We start from the raw sequence: 21,773 nt of genomic DNA, 5'->3' as shown, positions 1-21,773 counted from the left end.
TGGACTAATGAAGCACGTTGATTACTATGGCTTTAGTAATGAGCTGTAAAGGATGCAACATGTCTAGGATCAGACAAAAGAATCAAGATTTAATCATCGAAGTCGCGTGTGAGCAATTCGCTACTCATGGATATGCCGCAACAAAAATGGCTGATATCGCGAAAGCGGCCGACATCCCTAAACCTAATGTATTCTATTATTTCAGCTCCAAAGATAAGCTCTACAATGCCGTTCTAGAAACCGTCACTCAGCCCTTACTGGAAGCGTCACGTCCGATTGAAGAGCTCAGCGACCCTGTTGAAGCCTTGTCTCAATATATTCAAACCAAGCTGATCATTTCTCGCGATCATCCGCACGCCTCTAAGGTATTTGCTAACGAAGTGATGTCTGGCGCTAAAGTATTGCCGAAAGAGATTGGTGACGAACTGTATAAGCAATCCCAGATGATCCTCGATAAGTTCTCAACTTGGTCAGCACAAGGCTTAATGGATGACGTTCCTGCACACCACCTGATGTTTACCATTTGGGCGGCGACTCAAACTTACGCCGATTTTGGCTGGCAGATTTGCAGCGTGATGCAGAAAGATCAGCTCGATGATAAAGACTATGAAGATGCCGCTGAATTCATCACCCAGCTAGTGATTAAAGGGTGTGGGGTGAAAAGCTAACGTTGTTTGAACGTTTATTTAGGTCTGCGATTGCAGGCCTTTTTCGTTTTTGCACATGAGCGACGACAAGCGTAAAGCCACTTTTTGTGACCCGTTGTGCAATAACTCATTTAACTTTAATTCGGTTCGATTAGGTATGCCATTTTATTTAAATAACAGGTTATAGTGTCGCAAAAATTAGCGGCACTTATTGTTTTTAAAAGTGAATAGCTCAGAACGGCAAAGTGAAGCTATTAACAAAATTACACGCACAACATATAGGTTTAGCAATGACGCTCAAAAGCTTGGCATGCACCATCAGCACAGTTCTACTGGCAGGCTGTGGTTCGACGGTCGCGACGCAAACATACAACGCCGATCTGATCATCACCAATGGACAGGTTCTCACGATCAATTCAAAAATGGATGTGATTGAAGATGGCGTTGTAGTGGTGAAAAACGATCAGATCATCGCAGTCGGTAACGAGGATTTAATGACTCAATATCGCGCAGAAAAAGTGATTGATGCTCAAGATGGAATCGTCATGCCGGGCATGGTCAATGCTCACAACCATTTACCTATGATCGCGTTTCGTGGCCTAGGGGAAGAGGGCATCTCGAATCGTCTGTTTGCTTACTTCTTCCCTCTAGAAGCCGAAAAGTTAAGCCGTGAACTGATTTACAACGCGACTAAGCTAGGCAGCATCGAACTGGCACAAAGCGGCGTGACCACTTATGCCGATATGTATTACCACATGGATGAGATGGCGAAGGCGACCAAAGAAGTTGGCTTGCGCGCCGTGTTGGGCGAAACCGTGATTAAGTTCCCGGTGGTCGATGCCAAAGAACCTTACGGTGGGATTGAGTATGCCAAAGGCTTTATCGAGCAGTACAAAAACGATGAGCTAATCACGCCGGCGTATGCGCCACATGCGGTGTACACCGTGAGTAAAGATAAGCTTCAAGAAATTAATAAGCTATCGGCTCAATACTATGTGCCAGTGCTGATTCACGTCGCTGAGTTCCCGAATGAAGAAAAGCGCATCAAAGACGAAACCAAAGCGACATCGCCAGTTGAATACATGGATGAAATCGGTGTGCTTGATGCGCGCGTAGTGATTGCTCACGGTATTCACCTTTCAGAGAATGACCAAAAGCTATTGAAACAGGCTGATGCGGGTATCTCATATAATCCAATGGCGAACGCCAAAGGTGCGACAGGAATAGCTCCTGCGTGGGAAATGTACCGAGCTGATATGCGTATTGGTTTGGGAACCGATGGCCCAATGAGCTCGAACCAAGTCGATATCATGCGTACCCTAAGTTACGCAGCGAACATGCAACGCTTAAAGCATTCAGACCGCACCATCATGATTCCTGAGCAAGTGATTGAAATGGCGACATTAGGCGGTGCGAAAGCTTTGCACATGGAAGATCAAATCGGTTCTCTTGAAGTTGGAAAGAAAGCAGATATCGTGATTGTAGAGACACAATCGGCGAACATGATGCCAAGCTATGACCCGTACGCGACATTGGTTTACCAAGCGAACCCAAGCAATATCGACACCACTATCGTTAACGGTCAAATCGTAATGGAAAACCGCGTGATGCAGACGGTTCAACTGGATGAAATCCGCCAAAGCGTCGATGAGTTTGAAACAGATATCAAAGCGTTTGCCAAAGAGCTTTCTAAGAAGGCGATCAAGTCGAAGAGCTTGATGGATTAGTGCGTAAACCGGATTCTAAAAATCGAATAGAATGAATAAACAAGAGAGGCCGACATCATGTCGGCCTTTTTGTTACGAACTCCTCCAGCACCTTACTCCTTGAACCTCAGTTCTTTGGATGAAAGCAACGCTTGGTTAATTAAAGCAAGGCTTCGGTTAATTAAAATAGTACTTAGCTAATTGGAGCAACTGTTGCCGTTAGGAATACCGCTACCTAAGAACTCGACTCGAATTTGTTCGACATCTTTTAGGTACTGGTTGTTCGTTTGCTCAGTTTTATCAAAGTTGTTGAGCGTGACATTCCATGATGAAAACGGAGTGGGTTGGAAGTAGGCGTATTCGAATTTATTCGCCACGGCACCATCGGTGATGATGCTAACATCGTTGGTTGTTGGATCATCTAGGCGGTAATAGAACGCGCGTGAAACAGGGTTAGAACTGAACTGATAGTCCTTGTTCTCATATCGGTCTAAATAATTACCCGAACTGGAAACTCGTAAGTTGAGTTGCTTGCCATAAGGTAAGTTTTCCCCTTCTAAGAACACTCGTACCGTGGAAAGCCTAACGCGGTCAAACGAACACAATTGGACTTGTTCTAATGGAATGGTGAAGTTTAGTTGTCCGGTTGTTGCAAAGCTCTCTAGTTGCTCGGGGCTAGAAATGGTGTAGTTGTCGATGGTGAAATCTTGTGGTGCTGGTTGGAAAGAAGACAGAGCATTTACATACTCACTTTCGACAGTAGCCAAATCAAATTGGTAGTCCAAGTAGCTTTTATTCAGAGAAGGCGTAACTTCGCTTGGCTTCAATGCCCAATATTCGTATGCCTGAACATAGTTAGACAAAGCAACGAACATCGGACGCTTAAAGTGCATCAATACTCGTGATAGTTCACGTTCAATCGAATCGAAGCTGTCGGTGTCTACTTGATAACCCTCGATCGCATCGTTCAATCTTTGTTGTTGATTGATAGTCACATTATTGGTGAGTAAGAGGTCTACCAACTTCGCTTGCTCGTGAGCAAAGTTAAGCTGCGTGATGTTAATTGCCTTACCGAGCAGAACCTGCTTTTCGAGTTCGAGTAGGTATTGTCTTGATCCTTTGATACCTAAGCTATCGGCATATCTTAAGTTGCTGCGGATCTCGGTGATCATCAGATCCCACGCCAGATTGCTTTCATTGATAGTTGGGATGTTGAAGTTAAAGCCATCCATCGCTTCAGATACCTTCTGGAGCTTGATGGTTGATTTAATATCCGCGGTTAACTGAGAAATGCCAGAAATCGTTTTGGTCACGCTATCAATAATGCCTGTGACGGACTTGATATTGGTGACGAGGTTTTTCGCTTTTTCTAATGCTTCAGGTGTTTTAGCCAATTGCTCGGTTAGGTCATTCACACCAGAAAGGTTGCCTGTGAATACCCCACTCACGGCACTTCCAATTTCGGCTATTGCTTTGAATATTGCTAGAGCCGCATTGAGTTGTTGTTGGGTTTTCCAATTCTCGACACCAACTAAATAAGTGGTTCTTGAACTGAGAGTGACCAGTTCTTGTGCTTTATATTGGCTATCGACCTCGGTCAGGCTATCGCCTATCTTGTCTATGTTGGATTGGGTTTGTGTGATGATCGAACTCTGAGCGCGTAGAACGTCTTCGATGTTAGCAAGTGCTAACTTGGCGGCTTCAATCTTGTCTTCAATGACCGTGTTTCTATCTTGAATAATGTCCCATTGAGTTTGATACGCGATCATAGCGTTCAAATAGGCTTCGTATTTATCTTGATATAACACCTTGTCGAGATAAGGAACGTAATTGCTCTCTTTGGTGCTGAAGCTAATGAATTGCTTGAACGCGACCGTTTGTAGGTAAAGGTCGGAAAGAATCGGATCGTCTTCAACCACTGAACCTGAGTAACGCAAGCTCTGTTCAATCCAGTTGATGAGGTCGAGGCTAAGCTTTGGGTTGGTATCGTATAAGCTGGCTGCCATATCAAACGAGCGATTAACAATGTCTGTAAAAGGTTCAGTAGCCAGTTTCATTTGCCCAGTAATGTTCGAGTCAATGGTCGTTCTTCGGTAGTGTTCTCCTGCCAATACCACGGACTCGCCATCACCAGTTTTTCCTGTTAGGGCGTCTCGTGTAATGCTGCCATCGCTTTGGAAAGCGAGCACATTAATCGGTGTTTCTATTTCGCCGGCAATCACAGAAATTGAGGCTGCAGAGCCTTGCTGTCCGAGCACAAACGTCGGCGTGCCTTGACCAACGATTTTTCGCGCAAAAATAAGGATGTTTTGGTTGTTTACAAGCAAGTTGAAATTCTCTGGAATTTCAATGGTATCTGCAAAAACGACAATTTTTGAGGGTTGAGTGACGTAAAGGTTTTGTTCTGCTATCCAATCACTGAGGTTGATGTGTAAATCGGATGTGGAACGAGATAGAACGCCAACATCGGAATAGGCCGATTGAACCCAAGTTGGGTATTCGGTTGAATTGGGTAAATTGTTCAGTTCAAGCCAATCGCTAGAAAAAGCCTGTGGAGAGAATGAAAGAGAAATAATAATAGGTAGAAGTCTCATATTGATGTCCTGTCGAAATTAGTATTTGCCAAATTTTGGGTAGCAGAAGCCAGCACCTTAATTTTGATAAGGTGTGGCTTTCTGTTAGGGATATATTTTTGGCTATTGCGTTATATTTTTTGTGTTTTTATATGATCGAGAGGTCTATGGACTATTCCATTTCTTGGATATATGCATTGTTTGCGAACGCTTTTGCTTTCTCACTAATATTACTCCAGTTACTTTCTGCAACCGTTGTATTGGCAAGAGCGCCTATTGCGCCTAGCATTGCGTCGTCTTTCATGATGTCGGCATTATTCTGGGCTTGTTCTAAGGCAACGAGCAGTGAAGTAAAGTCGGCATTCATTTTCTGCCAATTTAGTTTCAGCTTATTAATATGTGGAATCGCATTTTCTATTTGTTGAGAAATCATATCGATACTCTCTGAAGAGCGATGATAAGAGTTATATATTTTCTGTGTGTAAGTTAACTGTTCTTGAAGCTCTTTTACTTCGTTTTGTAATTCGTTACGAAGCTTACGCGCTTTTTCTGCTTTATCGCCGTATACGCCCATGATTGGTCCTGCAACCAGAGGGAACCATGCATAAGTCACCGCGGTAGAGGCGACCGTAACGTAGTGAGTGTAATCTTTGTTGAGTTGAGTAATACGCGCATTGATGTCATTCACTCGCTGCTGAAGCGCGCTGCCATCGTCGCTTAGGTAACCGTTGTGAGTGCCTTCCAACACATCTAACTGCAATTTTTGTGTATCTAATGTAGCTGAAAATTCTAATAGGTTACCGCCAACGTCAGACACTTCTTGTTGGTATCTCATGGAAAAACTCTGCAGGCTTTTCAGGTAAGCGATCGCCACCTTTCTATTGCGTTCTACCGCTTCGATATCTTCCGGGAGCGGCGAGAATGCTTTGGCCAACATTTCATTCAAAGCATCGCTAAGTGGGTTAAGCATGTAGTCTTTAATTTGGACGTAATTGGCCAAGCTTAATGAAAGACCAACGATGCTTGGATAAAGATCTTTTTTCCAATAAAAGGCGGTATCGTGAATATTTGAGTATTGCTGAACCAGTGCTTGGAAATTAGAGAAAGGAATGTCGTTAGGAATACTTAAAGTAGATTTCATACTGGCTTCTGTCACCGGCAGCGCTAAAGCGCCTTCGACATACGCTTGGATTTGATACCACTCTTGTTGCTTAAGAATAAAATTGTCGGTCTCTAGATCGATAAAGACCCCATTTTCACCGATGATTGTGTCGTAGGTGACTTGAGGTATGTTTTGTTCAGCTGACGCTTGGTTGATTTGAACTGGAGCTGCTTGAGAAGTGAGTGCAAAAGAGGAAAGTAGCCCAATCGAAATTGAAGATAATACGAGTGTTTTTGTGATTTTTTTCATTATTTAGCCCTGTTAGATTTGTTATTAGCTTTTTGCAAATTCAATAATCCCCCTACCATTTAGATGGTATTTTTAAATATTTATGAAGGGTTATTGAATATTTTAATATTGTTATTTTTGTGATTATTTTTTGTTCTTTAAAATTAACCTCTTTAATGTGTTTTTTGTTTTTATAAGATTTGGCCAATCTATAGCAGATTTATAATGAAAAGTTCTATTTAGGTCACACATTTGGATTCATATTGATCGTTTGTTGATCTATTGAATTTAATGATATTTGAATCATTAGTTTTGGTTCTTTTGTCAGGCTAGGTATGGAAAGGTCTCGAGAGGTTTTCATTCTATTCATAAAGGTGGTAAATGATAAAAATATAATTATCGCCATTATTCGTATTATTACTAAATCTGTTGATTAATTTGATGAATATATAAATAGAACGAACGTTTTAAATTTGATCTGTGCCAAATAATGTACGGGTGATTTGATATTTACCGAAGGGGTTATGAGTGATTTTTTATTAGTGAATGTTTTATTAGTCAATCTTATATTAGATAGAGTTAAATTAGGTTTTATTTAATTATTAGCGGTTTATGTTTTTGGTATATTGAGTCGAAATTAATTAGGAAATAGATTGATAAATAGACTGAGAGGCATCAGGTTTACATTTTTTTGGGATGATTTGGGGTGTTTTCGAATCATTGTGGACGTTTATGGAGGTTTGCCCATCAAAGCCACTCGCTTTGGCTTGCAGTGTTTGATGGGCAAGTGTTTCAACTAATGGTTATTCATCGCCAATTTACCAAGCTTCATTGCAGCAGCATGGTGGCGGTGCATCAGTTGCTCCATGTCTACGCCAATAACGGCACCATCATTAACTCGCCATTTTCCGGCTACCATTACTTTATCCGCTTGTTGAGCACCACAAAGTAGTAATGCAGCGAGTGGATCGTGGCTACCAGAGAAGCGAATATCATCGAGCTTGAACATTGCGATGTCGGCTTGTTTGCCGACCTCTAACGTACCAATGTCGGTTCTGCCCATTGCGCGAGCCGAGCCCGATGTCGCCCAACGCAGTGCGTCGAAGTGTGAAACATTGGCAGAGCCATATTGCAGACGTTGTAAGTACATCGCCATACGTACTTCGGCAATCATATTGGAGCCGTCGTTGGAAGCTGAACCATCAACACCCAACCCGACTTTTACGCCAGCGGCTTCAAGATCGTTGTTCTTACAAATACCAGAAGCCAGCATCATGTTGGACGTCGGGCAGTGGCTAATGCCAATGCCTGCTTTACCCAAACGCTTGATCTCTTCCGGGTTGAAGTGAATACCATGAGCAAGCCAAGTGCGTTCATTCAACCAGCCCACATCTTCGAGATAATCGACAGGGCGTAAGCCAAACTTCTCAATACAGAAGTCTTCTTCATCCAAGGTTTCGCATAGGTGGGTGTGCATCATCACGTTCTCACGCTCACTGATCTTAGCGGTTTCTTTCATTAGATCGGTGGTGACTGAGAACGGCGAACAAGGGGCGAGTGCGATTTGAATCATCGCCCCTTCATCACGCTGGTGGTAATCACGAATTAAGCGTTGGCTGTCATCAATGATGGTTTGTTCAGTTTGAATGGTGTGTCGTGGAGGTAGCCCACCTTCATCTTCCCCTAGGCTCATGGAACCTCGAGTAAATATGGCTCTTACACCCAGTTTCTCTGCGGCCTCGACTTGCAAATCAATAGCGTGCTCAAGCCCGTTTGGTAGCAAGTAATGGTGATCGGAAGCTGTAGTACAACCCGACATCATCAACTCAACCAGCGCCAACTCTGTAGCTAGGCTCATCATCTCAGAATCGAGGTTAGCCCAAACTGGGTAGAGGCTCTGTAACCAATGGAAGAGTTCTTTATTCAGTGCGCCGGGGTAGGCACGGGTTAGGGTTTGATAGAAGTGGTGGTGCGCATTGATAAGCCCAGGAGTCACAACATGACGAGAGGCGTCGACGCTGTAATCTACGGGTAAGGTTGGTTCTTTGTGTTTGCCAACCAGCTCAATGATTGTATTACCTTTAATGACAATACCGCCTTCTGCATCAGCCAGTGAGCCAGTGTAGATTGCGAGAGGATTCTTAATCCAGATGGTTTCCATTCATAGTAGTCCTTAGCCATCTCAGCCTTTTCAGGGAAGAGGGTCTTTATTGGTATTTGCTGTTGATAGATAAATTCGAATCAGGGGCGTTAAAACGTTCAACGCTCTAATCATTCCCTAATTCTGTGAAAATCGGTTTTACGTTAGTTCGAGAATCAGCTAGTTCGTTTTCGGCTCAGGATTTTCTGATGCCGCTTGAACGTCTGCTTCTGTACTTGCTTGTTGAATCTCTAATTGCTCGTCTGAGTGCAGTTCTTCTTCAGCCTGTTCTTTCATTTCTAGTTCAACTTGCGCTTGGCTCTCGGCTAACGCTTCTTGTTCTTCAGCTTTTGATGATTTTGGTAACACAAGATTTAGCAGAACCGTCATGATGGTGCCCGTGGTTATGCCAGAGTGCAGGAAGTTCGCCAAGTCATGCGGTAAGTGTTGCAGCAGTCTTGGTTCGAAAGTTACCGCCAAGCCTGACGCCAAACCAACACAGATTACCAAGGCATTTCGCTTGGTGTCTGCGGCCTTGATCAACATGCGGATGCCCGCGTAAGCAATCATACCGAACATCACAAAGCCCACACCACCCAAAACAGGTTTCGGAATCGTGACGGCAATTGCGGCTAATTTCGGGAATAAACCGCCTAAAATTAGTAAACCGCCTGTTGCAGCCACTACATAGCGACTTGCTACCCCTGTAATACCAACAATACCGACGTTTTGGCTGAATGACGCCAGTGGCATTGCCGTTAAAATGGAAGACAAGGTACTACCAAGGCCATCGCCCAATAGACCACGTTTTAAGTCTTTACCGCTGACTTGGGTTTGGCAGTTGTTGCCCAATGCCATGAAGTCCCCCGTTGCTTCGGCGATAACCACGATGTACACCAAACTCATGCTGATGATGGCACTGGCTGAAAAGGTAAAGCCGTACTTGAAAGGTTCAGGACCACCCACCCAAGCGGCAGAGCTGATTTGCTCAAGGTCGACCATGCCGAGTGATAGCGCCACAATGTAGCCGCCTGCTAAACCAATCACGATGGCAGAAGCGGCAACCGCGCCTTTACAATAAACCGATACGCCAACCACAATCCCCAAAGAGATCAGTGCTAGAAACAGCTTTGGTAGTGTGGCGAACTGCTCCGTGTTGGCAGGGGAGTCTCCGACCCAATTCATGGCAACCGGTAAAATGGTTAAGCCGATTAAGGTAACCACCACACCACTTACCACGGTCGGGAACAGTTTCCGAACCTTGTCCATATAGAAGCTGGCACCAATTACCACAAATGAGCCGATCAACGCCGAGCCCATAATGGCAGCGACGCCACCTTCGTTACCGATCGAAATCGCCACACCCAAAAAGGCAAAGCTTGAACCCATCACAACGGGCAGTCGAATGCCGACAGGGCCGAAACCAAGACATTGAGCGACGGTCACAATACCTGACGCCAGCAGCGCAGCATTGATCAGCGAGACGATCTCTGTGTTAGGTAGGCCGATAGAAGCGCCGACAATGAGGGGAACAGCCACAATGCCACCAATCGAGGCGAGCATGTGCTGTAATGCGAGTAGGAAGGTTAAGCCGTGAGGCGGTCTTTCATTTAGGGTGTACAGAAGTTTCATTTGATATTCCTCTGCCTGCGTTTCCGTTTACAGGCGATTGGCGGTCAAATAATGACTTCTACAAACTGCGTAGGGTCATAAAAAAGGTGCACTAACCGAGCGGAATGCGTCTGCACTCCGCTGATTAGCACTATTAGCTTTTTCTTAAAAATGTTGTTCTAGCATGTGTATTAATAGCTTGGCTTGTGAACAAACCAAGCACTCATTCTTGAGCCATCTCTAAATGACCGAATGTCTAAGCGACGGCTCAAGAACGATTTAATTAACCGATGAACACGAGCTTCGCGACAAAAATCGCGGCTAGGAAGTACATCGAAATTGATACGTCTTTTGTTTTGCCTGTCGCTAATTTCAATACCGTGTAGGTAATGAAACCCAGTGCGATACCATTTGCGATAGAGAATGTCAGTGGCATCATCAGGGCAGTAATAGCTGCAGGTGCACCGTTGGTGAAGTCTTTCCAATCAACGTGTTGCATGCTGCTCATCATTACGAACGCTACGTAAATCAGCGCGCCAGAGGTTGCGTAAGCGGGGATCATGCCTGCAAGTGGCGATAGGAAAATCGCCGCTAAGAACAACACGCCAACCACAATCGCTGATAAGCCAGTTCGCGCGCCTGCTGCAACGCCTGCGGCACTTTCTACGTAACTGGTGACTGGCGGACAACCCACACACGCACCTGCCACGCTTGAGATACTGTCGGCTTTCAGCGCTTTGCTTAGTCCTTCGATCTTGCCTGTCTCAGGGTTCGTCAGATTTGCACGCTCAGCCACGCCCATCAAAGTACCTGCGGTATCGAACATGTTGACGAAAAGGAAAGCCAAGATAACGCTGATCATCGAAACATCAAGCGCACCCATAATGTCCATTTTAAGGAACGTAGGCGCTAAGCTTGGTGGCGCTGCGAAGAAGCCGTTGTAATGAACTAAGCCAAGCATCATGCCGACCAGAGTCACACTCAAAATTCCGATTAACACGGCACCAAATATTTTACGCTCACTGAGTACCGCGATGATCAAGAAGGCGATAGCGGCCAGTAGAGCTTCAGGTTTAGTAAAATCCCCTAAAGAAACCAAAGTCGCTGGGTTTTCGACGACGATGCCCGCTGTTTTAAGGCCAATTAGACCTAAAAATAGGCCAACGCCCGCTGTCATGGCATAGCGCAGACTCACCGGAATACTTTCGATTATCCATTGTCGAACCTTGTAGAAACTCATCCCGACAAACAAGATGCCGGAGATAAACACCGCACCCAACGCCACTTCCCAGGTGTAGCCCATTTCGCTTACTACCGTGAATGAGAAGAAGGCATTCAAGCCCATGCCTGGTGCAAGGCCGACAGGCCAGTTCGCAAATAACCCCATTAACAAACAACCGATCGCAGCACCAATACAGGTTGCGACGAATACCGCCCCTGCATCCATACCCGATGCGGCCATAATTTGTGGGTTAACGAAGATAATGTAAGCCATAGTGGCGAAGGTAGTCACACCCCCCATTAATTCATCTTTCACGCTGCTTCCGTGGGCCTTAATTTTAAAGAGTTTCTCTAAAATTCCGTTATTCGCGTCTTGGTTGAGTATTTCTGTTTTACTCTCACTCATGTCAGCAAGTCCTTTTATGTTGTGATCCATTTATTGAATACAGCGAGATTTCAATATTAAGTTTTAAGGTTTTTTCCTAGCCGTTATTTCTTTAGTTATCTGTTGTTTAGTCATCAACTCTCTAACTAATAACGTTGTTAGTATTTTTATATGAGCGTGTTTAGTGAGCGCGCATCATTTAGATACACGCACGAATCTGTTTATTATTCGACGGTTGAGCCTAGTTCGAAGTTCTAGGTCACGGGACTAACTGCCCCGATAGGTGGAGAAACTGTACGGCGAGACGAGAAGAGGAACGTGATAATGCGCTTCTGGATCATCTAAGCCGAAACGAATCACCACATCGTCTAGGAAAGGCACGCCATCCAATTCCACACCCTTGCTTTTGTAGTAATCCGCTACGTAGAACACCAATTGATACTTCCCCGGACGGAAATCATTCCCTGCCAGAATCGGCGCATCGGTTCGGCCATCGGAGTTGGTGATCACCGTCGCCAGCTTTTCTGTTGAGTCTTCATTGACCTTATAAAGCTCTACTTTGATCTCTGTGCCCGGTAAGCCGTGCGTGGTGTCTAATACGTGTGTTGTTAATCTTCCCATAGTCCCTTAATAGCGCTTTTGGCGCTCCTCTGTTCCGTGGTTTATCTGTCTGCTTCGACCTTGCAAAGAATGCAACTGGTCACTTTGTTATCACTAACTATGTACGAACTGTACACAATTAGTAAAGCGAATTGTTGGAAAAATGTTAACCATTGTGTCGTTTTGTCTGACTTTATAGATCTTGATTATCGTTTTTTGGTGAGCTTGTGTTTTGTTAAGTTATTGTTTTTAAATGAATGAAGGGCGTAAATTTAACTTGAATAACAAAATCTTTACATTGAGATAAATAATTGTATACAATAAATGTACAGGGATAAGGTTGCTCTGTTTATCGATAATCCATTTGGTTGAATCATTTGGTGACTCACTTGAAGAGCGACTAAGCCAACCACTTATGTTAGGAGTACTTGGATGAATAAGGATTATTCAAGAAATTTGATCGGTTACGGAGCTAACCCTCCAAACCCTCAATGGCCAGGTAATGCGCGCGTCGCGGTTTCTTTTGTATTGAACTATGAAGAGGGCGGTGAGCGTTGTTTGTTACATGGAGACGACGAGTCTGAAGCTTTTCTTTCAGAGATCCCGTCCGCACAGCCGATCAAAGGCGAACGTCACATCAGCATGGAATCTATCTATGAATATGGTAGCCGTGTAGGTGTGTGGCGTGTTCTTCGCTTGTTCGATGAATATGAAATCCCACTGACCGTATTTGCTGTCGCAATGGCGATTGAGCGTCACCCAGACGTTGCCAAAGCCATGGTCGAAGCCGGTCACGAAATCTGTAGCCACGGTTATCGCTGGATAGACTATCAATACATTGATGAGTCTGAAGAGCGCGACCACATGACCAAAGCGATTGAAATCATCCAACAAGTGACGGGGCAACGCCCGCAAGGTTGGTACACAGGTCGAACGGGTCCAAATACGCGTCGTTTGGTTGCAGAAGAGGGCGGTTTTCTTTACGACTCGGATGCCTATGATGATGACCTGCCTTATTGGCACACCGAGACCGGTCATCCGCAACTGGTGATCCCTTACACACTCGATGTGAACGACATGCGTTTTTCAACCGCGCAAGGCTTCAACTCGGGTGAGCAGTTCTTCCTGTATCTGAAAGACACGTTTGACACCCTTTATATGGAAGGTGAAACCGCACCGAAAATGATGTCGGTTGGGCTTCACTGTCGTTTGATTGGTCGCCCCGGTCGTATTGCTGCATTAAGACGTTTCTTAGATTACGTCAAACAGCACGACAGAGTGTGGTTGTGTCGTCGAATTGATATTGCTAACCATTGGCACCAACATCATCCATATCAACCAAATAACGCTAATCATCAACCGCAAAAGTAGCAGTGAAGCAAGGAGGCTTAACGTGACTGAATTTCGATCATGCCGACCAACAACCATGGACCGCGATGCCTTTGTCGCTCATTTTGCTGATGTCTACGAACACAGCCCGTGGGTTGCAGAACTGGTGTATGACCAAGGTTTGAATGCCGAAGACGATCATATCGAGAATCTTCATCTGAAAATGGCATCGACCTTGTTAAGTGCAGACCAAGGCAAACAGTTGGCTTTGATCAACGCTCACCCGGATTTAGCCGGTCGAGCAGCCGTAAACGGCGAACTCACAGAGTCGTCGACCAAAGAACAAGCGGGGGCGGGCATCGACCAATGCAACGCCGAAGAATTTAAAAAATTCACTTCTTACAACAACAGCTACAAAAGTCGCTTCAATTTCCCTTTTATCATGGCGGTGAAGGGAGCCAATCGTTACCAAATTCTTGAGTCGTTCGAGATGCGATTAGGAAATGATAGTGAAACTGAGTTTGCTACGGCGATTCAAGAGATCAACAAGATCGCGATGTTTCGTCTCTGGGATATGTAAGTTAACGGAGTTAACAGCTATCTCAGCCCAGTCTTAGTGAGCTAACGGTTTGATTTGTAAAAGCATAAGCCACTAAGTTCTCATTTTATTATTACTTTATTAATTTCATAGGATTACACGGACATGACCCATAAATTTGAACAGTACATAAACCTTGCAGACGAAAAACTCGGCGCAGAAGCTACCTTCGCAACCGACGATTTTTTCGCGGATAAAAGCCGTCTACTCAGCCATGCGGCACCAGAGTGGAAAGACGACTTATACGATAATAACGGCAAGTGGATGGACGGCTGGGAAAGCAGACGTAAACGTGGTGAAGGTTATGATTACTGTGTCGTTCGCCTTGGCCTAGCTGGCACCATTGCTGGCGTTGATATTGATACCTCATTCTTCACAGGTAACTTCCCACCTTCGGCATCAATTGACGCGTGTTATTCACCACAAGGTGAGCCAACTGATTCAACAGAGTGGCAAGAAATTCTGCCTTCAATGGCATTACAGGGTGATCATCATCATCTTGAAGCAATCGAAAGTGACCAAGTATTTACGCACCTACGTTTGAACATCTATCCAGACGGCGGTGTCGCGCGCTTACGTGTTTATGGCCGACCAAGTGTCGATTGGGACGCAATAGATTCTCAGCAACAAGTTGACCTAGCATCTGTTGAACACGGTGGCCGAGCTCTGGCATGTAGCGACGAGCACTACGGCAACAAAGCCAACATTTTAGGCCCAGGTCGCGGTGAAAACATGGGTGATGGCTGGGAAACAGCACGTCGTCGAACACCGGGTAACGACTGGGTTATCGTGGCACTAGGCCACCCAGGTAACATCGAACGTATCGTAGTTGATACTGCCCACTTCAAAGGTAACTACCCTGACAGCTGCTCAATTCAAGCCGCTTATGTGAAAGGCGGTACCGACGATCAAGTAGAAACACAAAGCCTGTTCTGGCGTGAACTGTTGCCTGCACAAAAGCTGCAAGCGCACGAGATTCACGAATTCATTTCTGAGGTAAACGACCTTGGAGCGATTACTCACGTACGTGCAAACATATTCCCAGATGGTGGTATCAGCCGTTTGCGTCTGTTTGGTACGAAGGCGAAATAGGTAAGGAAGTCAGATATGAGTAATGGAATACGTCGTTTATCCATCGAACCGTTAACCAAGCAGGCTTTTGCAGAGTTTGGCGATGTTATCGAGTCCGATAATAGTGATTTCTTCATGATCAACAGTGGATCAACACGTCGCTACCACAAGCTAGCGACAACGGATGTGCAAGACCAAGACGGAGAAGCGATCATCAGCATCTTCCAAGCCACACCGTTGAGCTACCCACTGACCATCAAAATGTTAGAGCGTCATCCACTTGGATCTCAGGCATTCATTCCATTACTTGGTCAACCCTATTTAATTGTTGTTGCGCCAAAAGGCGATGATCCAACATTAGCCAATAGCCGAGCTTTCTTGAGCAACGGCCGTCAAGGAGTGAACTATCACAAAGGGGTGTGGCATCACCCAGTTCTTGCGCTTACTGATCAAGACCAGTTCTTGATCGTCGATAGAGGCGGCGAAGGGCACAATTGTGACGAAGTTTATTTCGACAGCGACCGAGTGGCATTGCATTTGGAAGACTTGCCAACGGACGACAACAAGGAAGAGCAACGCTTAGCTAAAGCGTTGTGATACAGGAGTTTATTATGGATCCGCATATTACAGAATGGTTGAATTTAGCAATACGCTGGGCTCACATGATTGTTGGTGTTGCGTGGATAGGCGCATCATTTTACTTTGTTTGGTTAGAGAACAACCTTAATCGAGTAAACCCAAAAACGGGCCTTTCAGGCGACTTGTGGGCGATTCACGGTGGTGGTATTTATCACCTAGAGAAGTACAAACTTGCGCCCCCAGAGATGCCAGAGCACCTGCACTGGTTCAAATGGGAAGCCTACTTCACGTGGATCACCGGTGTGTGTCTACTGGGTGTGGTTTACTACCTTAACGCTGAGATTTACCTGATCGCACCGGGCTCTGGCCTTGATTCAACAACGGCAATCGCGATTGGTATTGGGTCATTTGTTGCTGGTTGGTTTATCTACGACTTACTGTGTGACTCACCATTAGGTAAAACCCCCGTGTTGCTTGGTGTTGTGCTGTTTGTGCTGCTCGTCGCTGCGACATATGGCTTAACCCAAGTGTTCAGTGGCCGTGGTGCTTACATCCACGTGGGTGCCATCATTGGTACCATCATGGTGGGTAACGTATTCCGCGTTATCATGCCTGCACAGCGCAACTTGGTGAAAGCGATTGAAGAGAAGCGTGAACCGGATCCGGCATTGCCAGCGAAAGGTTTACTACGTTCTCGTCACAACAACTACATGACACTGCCAGTGCTGTTCATCATGATCAGTAACCACTTCCCAAGCACTTATGGCTCGGAATACAACTGGTTGATTCTTGCTGGCCTAGCGATCTTTAGCATCTTGGTGCGTCACTACTTCAACACCCGTCACGGTAGTCAGAAGTTTGCATGGACAGTACCTGTAGCGGCATTGGGTATGATCACGCTTGCGTTTGTGACCTCACCTTATGCGAAAAAGCAGATGACTCCGGTTGTGCAAGCACCTGTGGTTCAAGAAGTGCAAGTAAGCGCGACGGAATCGGCGACAGAAGAGGCTGTTTCGAACAGCACAGCTTCAACGACAGCTAGTTCTCAAGTTGCACCTGCAGATCACGCAATGCAAACGGCTAGCGCAGGTGTAAGCTTTGAAACCATTAACAAAGTCATTCAAGAGCGCTGTTCTGTGTGTCATTCATCAACCCCAAGCCACGCCGCTTTTGCTGCTGCGCCAGCCGGTGTGATGTTTGATACGCCAGAAGAGATCAAAGCCAACGTACCTAGGATTGTTGCTCAAACCGTAACAACTAAGGTGATGCCGCTCGGCAACATGACTCAAATGACCGACGAAGAACGCGCACTCATCGGCACTTGGGTTGAGCAAGGCGCTACGCTTCAATAGCAGTACTTTGTAATAACAGTACTCAGTATCCTTTACCTAAGAGCATGAGTCTTAGGTGAGGCTTAGGGAGAGTTTGGTTTCGGGCACGCGCCAAACTCATCCCACCCTGTTTCCCCGGTTCCTATAACCGGGGCTTTTTGTTTTTGGACAATCGGCAATAGGAAAGAGAAAACAGGTAACGTGGAGCTGAATATCGGTCGCTTTATTCGTTAAATCTGCGGAATGAAGATAGGCGAATTAAGCGGATTGGCGAGATTGAATATTACAAACCGCATAGCCGATACAGTGATAGATACAGTCGAGCACTTCTTGCTCTTCGCCTTGGATCTTGGATTGCAGCCCTTTGATGCCTTTCTCAGTTGGCATAATAGGACCAAATGCAATAATGGCTGCTACAAAATTCGGTTCGCTATCAATGGCTTTCTGCCAAGTCTTCGAAAACGCCGCGGTCGACTCGTAATTTAAGTGCTCATTGATGATCTTTGCAAACAGAGGCTCAAGCTCTTTGGCAATATCGGCTTTTCTGTCGAAGTGAGCATTAATCCCTGATTTAGACACACCAGCTTTTTTAGCGATATAAGCAAAGGTTGCCTTGTCGAAGCCTTCATTTAATGCGATATCAAATGCAGCATCGATGATCTTTTGTCGTGTAATAATCGCTTGTGCAGCGCTTGCTCTTCCCACTCTTGCCTCCGAACGTTGGATGATGGTTGTATTTTATGTGCCATCGATAATAAGCAGTCACAGGCCGTAGAATAAAGGCACATAGCTTGCGATACAATCGATCGTTGAGTAACTGAACATTAATGGGCCCAAACAGGCCTCATCGAGTTCATGCTATTGAAATTATACATTTAGCATACAAAATAGAGGTTGTTAACCTTTATTATTAAAAGGCTCGAAATGATGAGCAACTTGATACATTCCCCATTAAGCAGTCACAAACTGACTAGCGCCACTGATTACATCAACACGACGTTTTCAGCGAACAAGGCCGACCTGTCAGCCAAGCTAGATAGCCATAAGCAAATTGTTATCTCATCGTCGAATGGAACGGTATAAAAAAGGATTCAAGGGGAAGGGGTGGCCCTATGTTCAAATTTAGGAACCCAACTCCAATAGAGTTGAGCGGTTATTCTGACTTTTGGTTACGAAGTAGCTTGACGATAAGTGCGACTAAACGTAGACTGCAAAAATAAAGGGTGACACCCCTTATTTTGAGCGGATATAACAACAGCTCGTTGGCTTTGGCTAATTAATAATTAGCGATAAAACAAAAATTACGACCAAATAAAGGGTGTTAACCTTTAAATTATCATTGAATATTAGTGTGTTACTGATGATGTCAGAGTCGTCGAGGCTTATTTCTGGAGATAGTGATGGGAGAAGAAGTGGAACCAATTTACGTTTTTCTTGGTATTAGCAGCATCGTGATGACTGTTCTATGCATTGTCGCTGCATTTCTGGTCTATCGCATGATCAAAGGAGATATTGAGGATAGATGGTGATTTTCTCAGATTGAATCGTTGCCAAAGTAAGACACGACATTTCAACAACCATTTGCCAGCCCTCAACTAGGACATCAGCTTTAGATGAGGTTTCGGGGGAGTTTGATCGCAGGCATACGTCAGACTCATTTTCCCCATCTTCCCCCGGCTCCTATCGCCGGGGATTTTTTGCCAAAAAAGGGCGATACCCTTTAAGTCGAAAGGCCAACCGGAAACTAACAATGAAAACTACGTTAATCGCTGCAATGATCGCGGCACTATCAATTCCATCGATTGCTAACGCTAAAGGCTCAGAGTTTGGTTTAGGCCTTACTGCTGCTTACTCACCTAACGTTTACAAAGGTGGCGACACGGAAGTAACACCGTTCCCACTTCTGAGCTATGACAATGGCCATTTCTTCATTGAGGGTGTTCAAGCTGGCTACCGTTTGGCGCCAAAAGGTTCAGTGAGCAACATTGTGTTTTTCGCCGCGTATGACCCACGAACGCTTGAGGCTAGTGAATCTGACGATGCAGATATCAAAAAGCTCGATGATCGCGATTCTACCTTTATGGGGGGGCGGCCTACGTGCTTACTACCAATATTGGCGAGTTCCGTGTAGGCGCTGGCACTGACATTGGTAGTGTTCACAATGGCTTGTATGTAGAGACTCGATACAGCTATCACATGAACTTTGGCGCGTTTGGCCTTATTCCTGCGATTGGTTACTCGCTTAACAGTGACAAGCTTAACGAACATTTATACGGCGTATCTGCTGCTGAAGCGTCCAGAACTCGCTTCGATGAATTTAAGCCTGATTGGTCTGGCCGTTACTTCGTAGGCCTGTCTGGTTACATGTACTTATCTAAGCACTTGCGTCTAACTGGCGGTGTTCGCTACGAGAACCTGGACAGTGAAATTGAGAAGAGCCCTATCCTTGATAACACCACTTCAGTTATGGGTAATGTTGGCATTACCTACCTGTTTTAAATAATCCGATTACCAATGCAGGAACGAGTCCGTTGTTCCTGCCATTAGTTTCGTTCACTCAGCTAATCTTTTGATTGATCTATTCTGGATGAAAAAGCATTAACTACAAATTCAGTCACTGTGCTGATTTTTTCAATGCTGCATTGGCAAGATTTATATGCGTACTAAAGTTATATTCGCTGGTGTTACTTACTCCAGCAAGACAGAAATGATAACCACCAATATGGCCGCTGGGCTTAATTGTGATTTGGTTCTCTCTCGGCTCAGAAATGACTGGTCACTTGAGAACGCGCTTACTAAAAAGCATGGCAGTAACAACCCAGACCGAAGTCAATACAGATACAAAGGTAAGTATTACGATACACAAGAAGAGCTGATTGTAGCGAACAAGAACCCTCTCATTAGTTATCGTGGCGTCCTTAACAGGGTTAACCGTAATTGGAGCTTTGAAGACGCTTTGAACCTTCCAAGTGGTTCGAGAAAACCTAAATATTGATATGAAGAACTAAAACTAGCCAGATGCTGGTTTTTTATTAGGTACAGCAATGACTTTATTCAACGAACGCGGTAGCGCCATGAGACACGTATTAAGAACTCGCAACCTTGAAGACGCCCAACTAATGGTTGATGCGTTAAGTTCATTTGTTGAACACAAGAAAGCTCAAGGTGGCAAATAATGAAAAAGCTAACTACATGCTTAGTTGCTTCAGCGTTATTAGCTGGTTGCTCTATTGCTCCAAAAGATAATCTAGACGCCCTTTGTAGAGATAAGGTCATTGAAGTGGCTAGCGACTTCTTTGGTGGTGCAGATATCGACTTGCATGGTTCCCTAGTAACTCTATTGAACCACCAGTCAATCTCATACGATGGTATTGAGTATAACTATGACTCCAAGCGCAATGGTAAACCTGAAATCTTAAAAAAATCGGTTATCTGTTCGTACAACTATCGTAAGAACACCGTGTCTATTGTGATTGAGAAGAACGGCCGAGCTGGGAACGAGTTTAAGTTGTACAAGAACATTAAGGTGAATGGCTAAACATGTTTATCCTTACTTAAAGACAACATCACCAAACTATAACGCCACCACGAAACCTAACCATACCACCGTAAACACAAAACCCAACGATGAAATGAAAAATGTCATGCGTTGGGGAGCACTCTTAAATTTCTTGTTATGTAAATCCTAAAGTTGAACGACTGCCGTTCCGATACCTGTACTTCTAGCATTAGTAAATAGTTTATTATGATCACCTATATACAGGTTTGCGACTGCATCATATGTGGATTTACTCTCAATCGTCAGTGGTTCTAGGACTACTGTATAGTCATAACTATTGCGCCCAGAAATAACTTCATATTCATCACCATTGGTTATCAATTGAGAAATAAGGAAGTTATTTGAGTTCAGTCGAATTTTACCTTTGAACTGCGGGTCTGAGTGATAATAAATTTTGACCGTTAATTTACGATCCAACTTAGCATTTAACAATTCGATTGACTTAATAATGTGCTCTTGCTGTGTTTTCATAAGAGCGAGTTTCTTTGATTGTTTAGTCATTAAACTTTGGTTTCGTTTCTCGCTGGCTGTAGATCGTAAACTGTTTTCATTCTCGAACTCATCTAACTGAGAGCTCAATACGTATTCTTGAGCTTTAAGCTTAAGTAAGACTTCTGCTTCAACAACATGATTTGAATTAAAGGATTTCTCTGTTGTTACAACGTACTGTCCCAGCCTCAAATCTTCACTGAGGTGACCTTGTTCTTTTATTTGAGTTATTACAGTCGGTGTAATAAGTGACCCAATAATGGCATCCTTAAAAAACGCAGCAACGCCTATAATTGCTGACATGACTAAGCCAACGATTACTTCTTTCGGAATATCTTTCATTTTTCACCATTTACATAACGCCGCGCTCACCGGCAATTTTGGAACACAGCGCAAAAATTGTCCGAGTGCAGCGCCTTGTTAGCTTCACAGACCACCAGATACAATATCCCGTAGTGATTTTATTTGCCTTAAATGTTGCTATGCAGCCGCTACGGAAGAAATAGCAGCGAGTAGCGGGGATATTGCAGTTATTAAACTCGTA

General features: G+C 44.7%; 19 protein-coding genes and 1 pseudogene. 12 read left to right on the top strand and 8 right to left on the bottom strand.

Annotated features, from left to right (window positions below):
• Window positions 1-59 precede the first annotated feature (59 nt).
• Both DUN60_RS24320 and DUN60_RS24315 read left to right on the top strand, forming a co-directional pair.
• Window positions 60-668 (top strand): TetR/AcrR family transcriptional regulator, encoded by a 609-nt coding sequence (locus DUN60_RS24320; RefSeq protein WP_019826185.1) that lies wholly within the window; start codon window positions 60-62, stop codon window positions 666-668.
• A gap of 269 nt (window positions 669-937) precedes the next feature.
• The gene (locus DUN60_RS24315; RefSeq protein ID WP_114635739.1) at window positions 938-2,374 is read left to right on the top strand and encodes an amidohydrolase; all 1,437 of its coding nucleotides are present in this window, start codon (window positions 938-940) and stop codon (window positions 2,372-2,374) included.
• 176 nt (window positions 2,375-2,550) lie between these two features.
• Here DUN60_RS24315 and DUN60_RS24310 read toward each other — a convergent pair whose 3' ends face one another.
• From DUN60_RS24310 to uraH, 6 genes are all read right to left on the bottom strand, one after another.
• The gene (locus tag DUN60_RS24310; protein WP_114635738.1) at window positions 2,551-4,947 is read right to left on the bottom strand and encodes a hypothetical protein; all 2,397 of its coding nucleotides are present in this window, start codon (window positions 4,945-4,947) and stop codon (window positions 2,551-2,553) included.
• 151 nt (window positions 4,948-5,098) lie between these two features.
• Window positions 5,099-6,337: an alpha-xenorhabdolysin family binary toxin subunit A gene (locus DUN60_RS24305; protein ID WP_114635737.1), complete on the bottom strand. Its 1,239-nt coding sequence runs from the start codon at window positions 6,335-6,337 to the stop codon at window positions 5,099-5,101.
• A gap of 775 nt (window positions 6,338-7,112) precedes the next feature.
• Window positions 7,113-8,477, bottom strand: coding sequence for an 8-oxoguanine deaminase (locus DUN60_RS24300; RefSeq protein WP_108099384.1), 1,365 nt, complete (start codon window positions 8,475-8,477; stop codon window positions 7,113-7,115).
• Window positions 8,478-8,636: 159 nt separating this feature from the next.
• Window positions 8,637-10,088 (bottom strand): nucleobase:cation symporter-2 family protein, encoded by a 1,452-nt coding sequence (locus DUN60_RS24295; RefSeq protein WP_114635736.1) that lies wholly within the window; start codon window positions 10,086-10,088, stop codon window positions 8,637-8,639.
• A gap of 262 nt (window positions 10,089-10,350) precedes the next feature.
• The gene (locus tag DUN60_RS24290) at window positions 10,351-11,694 is read right to left on the bottom strand and encodes an NCS2 family permease (RefSeq protein ID WP_017075241.1); all 1,344 of its coding nucleotides are present in this window, start codon (window positions 11,692-11,694) and stop codon (window positions 10,351-10,353) included.
• Between the two features lie 246 nt (window positions 11,695-11,940).
• Window positions 11,941-12,294 carry a hydroxyisourate hydrolase gene (uraH, locus tag DUN60_RS24285; protein WP_017075240.1) on the bottom strand — a complete coding sequence of 118 codons (354 nt, stop codon included), beginning with the start codon at window positions 12,292-12,294 and terminating at the stop codon, window positions 11,941-11,943.
• A 411-nt stretch (window positions 12,295-12,705) separates the two neighbouring features.
• Here uraH and puuE point away from each other — a divergent pair, with 411 nt between their 5' ends.
• The 5 genes from puuE to DUN60_RS24260 all read left to right on the top strand — a co-directional run bounded on the left by puuE (window position 12,706) and on the right by DUN60_RS24260 (window position 17,202).
• Entirely contained in the window at window positions 12,706-13,644 is a 939-nt protein-coding gene (gene puuE, locus DUN60_RS24280) for an allantoinase PuuE (RefSeq protein ID WP_114635735.1), read from the top strand.
• 22 nt (window positions 13,645-13,666) lie between these two features.
• Window positions 13,667-14,182, top strand: a complete 516-nt coding sequence (gene uraD / locus DUN60_RS24275) for a 2-oxo-4-hydroxy-4-carboxy-5-ureidoimidazoline decarboxylase (protein WP_114635734.1) — start codon at window positions 13,667-13,669, stop codon at window positions 14,180-14,182.
• A gap of 123 nt (window positions 14,183-14,305) precedes the next feature.
• The gene (gene alc, locus DUN60_RS24270; RefSeq protein WP_114635733.1) at window positions 14,306-15,292 is read left to right on the top strand and encodes an allantoicase; all 987 of its coding nucleotides are present in this window, start codon (window positions 14,306-14,308) and stop codon (window positions 15,290-15,292) included.
• A gap of 15 nt (window positions 15,293-15,307) precedes the next feature.
• Window positions 15,308-15,868 carry an ureidoglycolate lyase gene (locus DUN60_RS24265; RefSeq protein WP_114635732.1) on the top strand — a complete coding sequence of 187 codons (561 nt, stop codon included), beginning with the start codon at window positions 15,308-15,310 and terminating at the stop codon, window positions 15,866-15,868.
• 14 nt (window positions 15,869-15,882) lie between these two features.
• Entirely contained in the window at window positions 15,883-17,202 is a 1,320-nt protein-coding gene (locus DUN60_RS24260; RefSeq protein ID WP_114635731.1) for a urate hydroxylase PuuD, read from the top strand.
• Between the two features lie 237 nt (window positions 17,203-17,439).
• Here the strand turns inward: DUN60_RS24260 and DUN60_RS24255 are convergent, their stop codons facing one another.
• Window positions 17,440-17,886: a TetR/AcrR family transcriptional regulator gene (locus DUN60_RS24255; RefSeq protein WP_048658945.1), complete on the bottom strand. Its 447-nt coding sequence runs from the start codon at window positions 17,884-17,886 to the stop codon at window positions 17,440-17,442.
• A gap of 222 nt (window positions 17,887-18,108) precedes the next feature.
• On the opposite strand from DUN60_RS24255, the gene DUN60_RS24495 reads away from it, so the two are divergent.
• The 5 genes and pseudogenes from DUN60_RS24495 to DUN60_RS24240 all read left to right on the top strand — a co-directional run bounded on the left by DUN60_RS24495 (window position 18,109) and on the right by DUN60_RS24240 (window position 20,719).
• The gene (locus tag DUN60_RS24495) at window positions 18,109-18,264 is read left to right on the top strand and encodes a hypothetical protein (RefSeq protein WP_162808253.1); all 156 of its coding nucleotides are present in this window, start codon (window positions 18,109-18,111) and stop codon (window positions 18,262-18,264) included.
• Window positions 18,265-18,931: 667 nt separating this feature from the next.
• Window positions 18,932-19,680 (top strand): annotated as a pseudogene (locus DUN60_RS25045) (MipA/OmpV family protein).
• A 157-nt stretch (window positions 19,681-19,837) separates the two neighbouring features.
• Entirely contained in the window at window positions 19,838-20,176 is a 339-nt protein-coding gene (locus DUN60_RS24245; protein WP_114635730.1) for a hypothetical protein, read from the top strand.
• A 49-nt stretch (window positions 20,177-20,225) separates the two neighbouring features.
• Window positions 20,226-20,357 (top strand): hypothetical protein, encoded by a 132-nt coding sequence (locus DUN60_RS24950; RefSeq protein ID WP_279627921.1) that lies wholly within the window; start codon window positions 20,226-20,228, stop codon window positions 20,355-20,357.
• Window positions 20,357-20,719: a hypothetical protein gene (locus DUN60_RS24240; protein ID WP_114635729.1), complete on the top strand. Its 363-nt coding sequence runs from the start codon at window positions 20,357-20,359 to the stop codon at window positions 20,717-20,719. Before DUN60_RS24950 ends, DUN60_RS24240 begins: the two co-directional genes overlap by 1 nt.
• Window positions 20,720-20,866: 147 nt before the next feature.
• Here DUN60_RS24240 and DUN60_RS24235 read toward each other — a convergent pair whose 3' ends face one another.
• The gene (locus tag DUN60_RS24235; protein WP_114635728.1) at window positions 20,867-21,571 is read right to left on the bottom strand and encodes a hypothetical protein; all 705 of its coding nucleotides are present in this window, start codon (window positions 21,569-21,571) and stop codon (window positions 20,867-20,869) included.
• Between the last annotated feature and the right edge of the window lie 202 nt (window positions 21,572-21,773).

It is taken from the genome of Vibrio splendidus (assembly GCF_003345295.1).
Taxonomy (GTDB): domain Bacteria; phylum Pseudomonadota; class Gammaproteobacteria; order Enterobacterales; family Vibrionaceae; genus Vibrio; species Vibrio splendidus_K.
Note: the sequence above shows the minus strand (reverse complement) of the source record. Positions and strands in the feature narration are given on the sequence as shown.